Source organism: Streptococcus sp., from assembly GCF_030528045.1.
Lineage (GTDB): Bacteria > Bacillota > Bacilli > Lactobacillales > Streptococcaceae > Streptococcus.
The window spans coordinates 1-5,899 of the sequence record NZ_JAUMZR010000063.1 but is presented as its reverse complement, the minus strand read 5'-3'; the positions used below and the strand labels follow the sequence as shown (position 1 = coordinate 5,899).

Below are 5,899 nucleotides of genomic sequence, written 5' to 3'. Positions count from 1 at the left end.
AAAAGCTCCATAATTTCCATAGTGGTTTTTACCCACTACAGATATTATAGAGCCTTTAAATGGCGAATATTTAAGACACAAATAGGTCAAAAGTTTCAAAATTTTTAGAAATAGCGTATAATATAAAAGAGAAAAAGAAAAGAAAGGGATTTTAAAATGAACAAACGTTCTTTGTTACCTGTCTTATCGACAGCCCTGTTAGCTCCAGCCTTCTTAGCTGGACAAGTATACGCTGAAGAAGCGACAACTCCTGCAGAAAGTTCAGCTGTCGTAGCGACTCCTGCTACGTCGGCGACTCCAGCTCCTGTTGAGAGCCCTGCGGTACCGGAAACTTCGGCAACTTCAGAAGCGGTTGTACCTGCAGAAACTCCGTCAGCTCCTGCTGAATCTACTAAAAGCGAAGAAAAGGACACCGTTATCTTACACACCAATGATGTCCATGGTCGTATTGTAGAGGAAAAGGGAGTAATTGGAGATGCCAAGTTAGCGACTGTCATTGAGCAGGAGCGTGCGAAATCAAATCAAAATACTCTGGTAGTTGATGCGGGAGACGCTTTCCAAGGTTTACCGATTTCCAACTCTACAAAGGGTGAAGCACGCGCTGAAATTCTCAATCAGATGCAGTATGATGCCATGGCTGTAGGAAACCATGAGTTTGACTTTGGTCTTGATGAAGTTAAAAAATACAAGGAAATCTTGAAATTCCCATTACTTAGCTCAAATACCTACGTCAATGGAGCTCGTCTTTTTGAAGCTTCTACAATTGTTGATAAAGATAAGACTGTGGAAGGTGATGAATTTGTTGTAATCGGTGTGACAACACCTGAAACTGCTACAAAGACCCACCCTAAAAACATTAAAGGGGTAACTTTTACAGATCCAATCTCTGAAGTCAATAAGGTCATCGAAGAAGTTCAAGCTAAGGCTCGTGCAGAAGGTAAGGACTACAAACACTATGTTGTGCTGGCTCACTTGGGTGTGGATACCACAACCCCAGTCGAATGGCGTGGTTCAACTTTGGCAGAAGCCTTGTCTAAAAATCCTCGTTTGAAAGGGAAACGCGTAACAGTAATCGATGGGCATTCTCATACAGTAGCTTCCACAACTTATGGCGATAATGTTACCTATAATCAAACAGGAAGTTACCTTCATAATGTTGGGAACGTTATCTACAAATCACGTCAGCTTTTGGGCAATCCAACTCAGATTCCGGCTGCTGATGCTAAAAAATTACCAGCCAATCCAACAGTTGAAAAACTAGTCAAAGACATTAAACAAAAATACGATGCTGAAAATGCAGTTGAGATTGTCTCAAACAGCCCCGTAGAACTAAACGGTGATCGTGAAAATGTTCGGGTCCGTGAAACCAACCTCGGGAACGTCGTGGCAGACTCTCTCTATCAGTATGGTCAAACAGGATTTAGCCATCCGACAGACATCGCTGTGACAAATGGTGGTGGCTTGCGTGAAACCATTGCAAAAGGCAAACCAATCACTAAAGGAAATGTCATTGCCGTTCTTCCTTTTGGAAATACCATTTCACAAATCCAAGTGACGGGGCAACAAGTCTTGGATATGTTTGAAAAATCACTCGGATCTATCTTGCAGGTCGATAAGGATGGCAAGAAGGTCTTGGATGAGAACGGGCAACCATTGTTAGAGCCAAGTGGTGGTTTTTTGCAAGTTTCAGGTGTGAAGGTCTACTATGATACTAACCTACCATCAGGCAAACGTGTCTTAGCCATCCAGGTCAAAAACCGCACGACTGGTCGTTATGATCTTCTAGATCTTGCAAAGACGTACTATCTTGCAACCAATGATTTCTTAGCTGCGGGTGGTGATGGCTACACGATGTTAGGTAGCGCGCGTGAAGAAGGCCCATCTATGGATGCAGCCTTTGAAGAGTATCTGAAGACTGCTGATTTGACCCAGTATGAAAAGATCAATCCGAACTCACGGACGATTTCTGTGGATTCTAAAAACTTTAGTCTACCAGTAGAAACGCCTCAAACGAATGCAGCTGCTAGCGATGCGACTACAAATGTACCACTTACTTATGAGGTGGCAGGTCAATTTAGCAAGAAGGCGGTTGTCTCAGAAAAAGCTCTCCCAAATACAGGAAGTGAACAATCCATTTTCTTGCTCTTGATGGGAATGGTAGCTGGTTTGTCAGGTATCTTATCGAGTCGAAAACCAAAGCAAAAATAGGTTAAATTTTACATCTAGAAGAGTCTAGGGAAACGTTTTCACGCCTTTTTCCCTTGACTCTTTTTTGGTTTATGATATAATTAACCAGTAAAGAATCGGTGACCATCTCTGTTTTTTACTAAAAGATAGCTAGGGAAGGAGTAATACATGAGACAGCTTGCACAGGAAATCGATAACTTTTTAAACGAGGTGATCTTGAGATCTGAGAACCAGCATGAAATTCTAATCGGGCATTGCACGAGTGACGTTGCCTTGACCAATACTCAGGAACACATCCTTATGCTCTTGTCGGAAGAATCCCTAACCAACTCGGAGTTGGCCCGTCGTCTCAATGTCAGTCAGGCGGCAGTGACCAAGGCTATCAAGTCTTTGGTCAAAGAGGGTATGTTAGAGACATCCAGAGATACAAAGGATGCGCGTGTGATCTTTTATCAACTGACAGAACTAGCTCGACCGGTGGCAGAGGAACACCACCACCATCATGAGCACACGCTCTTAGCCTATGAACAAGTGGCAAGTCAGTTTACTCCAAATGAACAAGAAGTTATCCAGCGGTTTTTAACTGCTTTAGTAGGAGAAATCAAATAATGCGGTATATTACAGTAGAGGACTTGTCTTTCTATTATGACAAAGAACCTGTCCTCGAGCATATCAACTATAGTGTTGATAGTGGGGAGTTTGTCACTCTGACTGGTGAAAATGGAGCTGCCAAGACAACGCTTATCAAGGCGAGCCTAGGCATCTTGCAGCCAAGATTTGGCAAGGTAACCATCTCAAAGACAAATACTCATGGGAAAAAGCTTAGGATAACCTATCTTCCCCAGCAAATTGCCAGTTTTAATGCTGGCTTTCCAAGTACGGTTTATGAATTTGTCAAGTCGGGTCGCTATCCTAGAAAGGGCTGGTTCCGTCGCTTGAATGCTCATGATGAGGAACATATCAAGGCCAGTCTAGACTCGGTTGGTATGTGGGAACATCGTGACAAACGAATTGGTTCCCTTTCTGGTGGGCAAAAGCAACGAGCAGTGATTGCTCGGATGTTTGCTTCTGACCCAGATATTTTTGTCTTGGATGAGCCGACAACAGGGATGGATGCAGGGAGCAAAAATGAATTTTACGAACTCATGCACCATAGTGCCCACCATCATGGCAAGGCCGTTTTGATGATTACCCATGATCCTGAGGAGGTCAAGGACTATGCGGATCGCAATATTCATCTAGTTCGTAACCAAGATTCGCCATGGCGTTGTTTTAACGTTCACGAAAGCGACCAAGAGGTGGACCATGCTTAGTTTGTTATCCTATGACTTTATGCAGCGTGCCTTCTTGGCTGTCATTGCCATGAGTCTCTTTTCTCCAGTTCTTGGGACCTTCCTTATCTTACGTCGTCAGAGTCTCATGAGCGATACCCTCAGTCACGTTTCTCTATCAGGGGTAGCCTTTGGTCTGGTTTTGGGGATTTCTCCAACTATTTCAACCATTGCTATCGTCTTGATCGCTGCGGTCTTTCTGGAGTATCTTCGGACAGTCTATAAGAACTTTATGGAAATCGGGACTGCCATCCTCATGTCAACAGGACTTGCAGTGTCTCTGATTGTCATGAGTAAGGGGAAAAGTTCGAGTTCCATGAGTTTGGACCAATATCTCTTTGGTTCGATTGTAACCATTAGCCAGGAGCAGGTGATATTCCTCTTTGCCATTGCGGCGGTCGTTTTACTCTTGACTTTCTTATTCTTGCGACCAATGTATATCCTGACCTTTGATGAGGACACGGCTTTTGTAGATGGCTTGCCAGTTCGTACCATGTCTATCCTCTTTAACATGGTGACAGGGGTGGCCATTGCCCTTATGATTCCAGCTGCAGGAGCCCTTTTGGTGTCGACCATTATGGTCTTGCCAGCTAGCATTGCCCTTCGTCTGGGGAAAAACTTCAAATCCGTTATGTTACTAGCCAGCGCTATTGGCTTTTTGGGAATGGTGGCAGGACTTTATATTTCCTACTATGCGGAAACCCCTGCCAGCGCTAGTATCACCATTATCTTTGTAGCTGTCTTTTTGTTAGTCAGTCTACTGAAACGTTTTATCAAATAGGAGAATGATATGAAAAAAATTAGCTTACTACTAGCTAGTCTATGTGCCCTGTTTTTAGTGGCTTGTTCCAATCAAAAACAGGCAGATGGGAAACTCAATATCGTGACAACCTTTTACCCTGTCTACGAATTTACCAAACAAGTCGCAGGAGATACTGCTAATGTAGAACTTCTAATCGGTGCTGGTACAGAACCTCACGAATACGAACCGTCTGCCAAGGCAGTTGCTAAAATCCAAGATGCAAATACCTTCGTTTATGAAAATGAAAATATGGAAACTTGGGTTCCAAAATTGCTAGAATCCTTGGATAAGAAAAAGGTGAAAACCATCAAGGCGACAGGTGATATGCTCCTCTTGCCAGGTGGTGAGGAAGAAGAGGGAGGGCATGATCATGGCGGTGAGGCTCACCATCACGACTACGATCCTCATGTTTGGCTTTCACCAGTTCGTGCCATCAAACTGGTAGAGCATATCCGTGACAGCTTGTCAGCAGATTATCCTGATAAAAAAGAGACTTTTGAGAAGAATGCGACTGCCTATATCGAAAAATTGCAAGCCTTGGACAAGGCCTACACAGATGGCTTATCTCAAGCCAAACAAAAGAGCTTTGTGACCCAGCACGCTGCCTTTAACTACCTTGCCTTGGACTACGGTCTCAAGCAAGTATCCATCTCAGGTCTCTCACCAGATGCAGAGCCGTCAGCAGCACGTTTGGCAGAATTGACAGAGTATATCAAGAAAAACAAGATTTCTTATATTTACTTTGAAGAAAATGCCTCACAAGCCCTAGCTAATACACTCTCAAAAGAAACAGGTGTCAAACTAGACGTGCTCAACCCGCTAGAAAGTCTAACAGAAGAAGCAACCAAGGCTGGTGAGGACTATATCTCCGTGATGGAGAAAAACCTCAAGGCTTTGAAGCAGACAACGGACCAAGAAGGACCAGAAATCGAGCCAGAGAAGGAAGAAAACACCAAGACGGTTCACAACGGTTACTTTGAGGATGCAGATGTCAAAGATCGTACCTTGAGTGACTATGTTGGCAACTGGCAGTCGGTCTATCCTTTCCTTGAAGATGGGACCTTTGATCAAGTCTTTGACTACAAGGCTAAGTTGACTGGTAAGATGACCAAGGATGAGTACAAGGCCTACTATAGAAAAGGCTATCAGACAGATGTGACTAAGATCAACATCACTGACAACACTATGGAATTTGTTCAAGGTGGCCAAAGCAAGAAATTCACCTACAAGTATGTCGGCAAGAAAATCTTGACTTATAAGAAAGGCAATCGTGGCGTGCGTTTCCTCTTTGAAGCAACAGATGCGGACGCTGGACAGTTCAAGTATGTTCAGTTTAGTGACCACAATATCGCCCCAGTTAAGGCAGAACATTTCCATATCTTCTTTGGAGGTACTAGCCAAGAAGCCCTCTTTGAAGAGATGGATAACTGGCCAACCTACTACCCAGATAACCTATCTGGTCAAGAAATCGCCCAAGAAATGTTGGCGCATTGATGCAAGAGAGAATCCCGCAAATCTGCGGGATTTTTTGGCTCTATAATATCTGTAGTGGGTAAAAACCACTATGGAAATTATGGAG

Annotated in this window: 5 protein-coding genes; all 5 read left to right on the top strand. The window is 43.7% G+C overall.

Features of this window, described 5'->3' with window-relative positions; all coding sequences use genetic code 11:
• Window positions 1–156: 156 nt before the first annotated feature.
• The 5 genes from nt5e to adcA all read left to right on the top strand — a co-directional run bounded on the left by nt5e (window position 157) and on the right by adcA (window position 5,814).
• On the top strand, window positions 157–2,208 hold the full coding sequence (gene nt5e / locus Q4A91_RS09095) for a cell surface ecto-5'-nucleotidase Nt5e (protein ID WP_303214171.1): 2,052 nt from the start codon (window positions 157–159) through the stop codon (window positions 2,206–2,208).
• Window positions 2,209–2,355: 147 nt separating this feature from the next.
• Complete coding sequence (gene adcR / locus Q4A91_RS09090; protein WP_303214169.1) at window positions 2,356–2,796, top strand: zinc-dependent transcriptional regulator AdcR; 441 nt, start codon at window positions 2,356–2,358, stop codon at window positions 2,794–2,796.
• Window positions 2,796–3,500: a metal ABC transporter ATP-binding protein gene (locus Q4A91_RS09085; RefSeq protein WP_303214168.1), complete on the top strand. Its 705-nt coding sequence runs from the start codon at window positions 2,796–2,798 to the stop codon at window positions 3,498–3,500. The genes adcR and Q4A91_RS09085 overlap by 1 nt, the downstream gene beginning before the upstream one ends.
• Window positions 3,493–4,299 carry a metal ABC transporter permease gene (locus Q4A91_RS09080; protein WP_000950023.1) on the top strand — a complete coding sequence of 269 codons (807 nt, stop codon included), beginning with the start codon at window positions 3,493–3,495 and terminating at the stop codon, window positions 4,297–4,299. Before Q4A91_RS09085 ends, Q4A91_RS09080 begins: the two co-directional genes overlap by 8 nt.
• A gap of 9 nt (window positions 4,300–4,308) precedes the next feature.
• Complete coding sequence (gene adcA, locus Q4A91_RS09075; protein ID WP_303214167.1) at window positions 4,309–5,814, top strand: zinc ABC transporter substrate-binding lipoprotein AdcA; 1,506 nt, start codon at window positions 4,309–4,311, stop codon at window positions 5,812–5,814.
• Window positions 5,815–5,899: the final 85 nt, after the last annotated feature.